At 76.5% G+C, this 1,737-nt stretch carries 3 protein-coding genes; 1 reads left to right on the forward strand and 2 read right to left on the reverse strand.

The window, feature by feature from the left end; translation table 11 throughout:
- Positions 1–97: 97 nt before the first annotated feature.
- Entirely contained in the window at positions 98–712 is a 615-nt protein-coding gene (locus AC1Q5D_RS10925) for a flavin reductase family protein (protein WP_481738626.1), read from the forward strand.
- Between the two features lie 132 nt (positions 713–844).
- On the opposite strand, the gene AC1Q5D_RS10930 is transcribed toward AC1Q5D_RS10925, so the two are convergent.
- Positions 845–997, reverse strand: a complete 153-nt coding sequence (locus AC1Q5D_RS10930) for a hypothetical protein (RefSeq protein WP_481738627.1) — start codon at positions 995–997, stop codon at positions 845–847.
- 44 nt (positions 998–1,041) lie between these two features.
- Positions 1,042–1,632 carry a flavin reductase family protein gene (locus AC1Q5D_RS10935; RefSeq protein ID WP_481738628.1) on the reverse strand — a complete coding sequence of 197 codons (591 nt, stop codon included), beginning with the start codon at positions 1,630–1,632 and terminating at the stop codon, positions 1,042–1,044.
- Positions 1,633–1,737: the final 105 nt, after the last annotated feature.

Here is a 1,737-nt window from a genome sequence, read left to right on the forward strand (position 1 = left end):
CAAACGGGGGCGGCGGGGGGGCCGCGCCGCGGGCCGTCCCCGCCGGTGGCGCGCGGCCGGCCGCGCCGGCCGCGCCGGCCTGTGCTTCGATGAAGCCATGCGCATCGACCACTCCCCCGCGGACCTGCCCGCCCTCGACGTCTACCGGCTGCTGACGAACCTCGTCATCCCGCGGCCGATCGCTTGGGTCTCGAGCGTGGACGCGGAGGGTCGCGTAAACCTCGCCCCGCACTCGTTCTTCACGGTCGCGTCGGCGGATCCCGGGATCGTGCAGTTCACCTCGGTCCGGCGCAAGGACACGCTGCGCAACGTCGAGGCCACGGGCGAGTTCACCGTGAACTTCGCGCCCCGCCGGCTGCTGGAGTACGTGAACGCGACCGGCACCCCGTTCCCGGCCGGGGTGGACGAGTTCGCGAAGGCCGGCCTGACGCCGGAGCCCAGCGCCACCGTCGCCCCACCGCGGATCGCGGAGTCCCCCGCGGCCATCGAATGCGCGCTGGAGCGGGTCGTGCCTGTCGGCGACTCGTTCCTGGTCCTCGGGCTGGTCCGGCACATCGCCGTCGACCGGTCGGTCCTCGACGCCCAGGGCCGGCCGGACCCGACGCTGCTCGACCCCCTGGCTCGGTTGGGCGGCAGCTACTACGGCACGCTCGGCGGGACCCCGAAGCTGCGCCGGATGGGCGTCGACGACTACCGCGCGCCGGGGGCCTGAGGGAACGCGCCCCGGGGAACGCGCCCTGCCGGGGCGGGGCTCGGGCGCCCCGGGGCCGGAACGACTGGCCCGGAACGCCGACGGGGCGCGGGGACGACGCTGTCCCCGCGCCCCGTCGGCGCCGTGCCCGCCCTAGGCGCGGGCGGGCTCTTCGGAGCCGGCCCAGGCGTGCGGCCCCATGGCGGGGCTGCCGGCGCCGGACTTCCAGGCGGTGTTGGCGAGTGCGCAGCAGGTGCCCGACACCGTGCCGAGAACCATGGCGGTGGTCTTCCGGATCGTGTTCATGGTGCTGCCTTTCCTGTCGGTGGTGACGGGGTGGTTGGTCGGCGCTAGTGGTCCGCCTGGCCGAACGGCCGGAACGCGTAGGCGGCCGCGTAGCCGCGGGCGCCGCCGTCGTCCGCGGCCGCCGGGGCCGCGGGCTGCTCGAGCGGCCCACCGAGGCGGCGGAAGCCGCCGCCGAACGCCACGAGCGGCTCCGCGTCCGCCGTGTCGAGGCGGACGACCTCGCCGACGACGATGATGTGGTCCCCGCCGTCGTAGATGTTCCACGGCCGGCAGAGCAGGGTGGCGAGGTTGCCGCGCAGGACGGGGACGCCGCCGTCGGCCTCCCAGTCCGGCTCGGCCGCGGCCTCATCGCCGGCGAAGTGCCGCGCCGCATCCGCCTGGCCGGCGGAGAGGACGTTGATCGCGAAGGATTCGTTGCCGAGGATCCGCGCCGCCCGCGCGGTCCGCAGGAGCGTGACCTGGGCCAGCGGCGGGTCGCAGGACACGGCCGTGAAGGAGTTCGCGGTGGCGCCGTGCGGCACGCCGTCGTCTCCGCGGGTGGTGACGACGCTGACGCCGCTGCAGAAGCGGCCGAACGCGCGGCGCACGCCGTCGGGGTCGGAGCCCGTGGCGGCCCGGGATGCTGTCGTCGTCACGGTGGTCCTTCCGGAGGTGCTGGTGGCGGGGGGGGGGGGGGGGGGGGGGGGGGGAGAGAGGGGGGGGGGGGGGGGGGGGGGGGGGGGGGGGGGGGGGAGAAAGGG

Source organism: Arthrobacter paludis (genome assembly GCF_056782315.1).

Bases quoted from the DNA above. Each gene is read 5' to 3' on its own strand.
- AC1Q5D_RS10925 (WP_481738626.1), top strand. From the start codon at position 98: ATGCGCATCGACCACTCCCCCGCGGACCTGCCCGCCCTCGACGTCTAC.
- AC1Q5D_RS10930 (WP_481738627.1), bottom strand. From the start codon at position 997: ATGAACACGATCCGGAAGACCACCGCCATGGTTCTCGGCACGGTGTCG.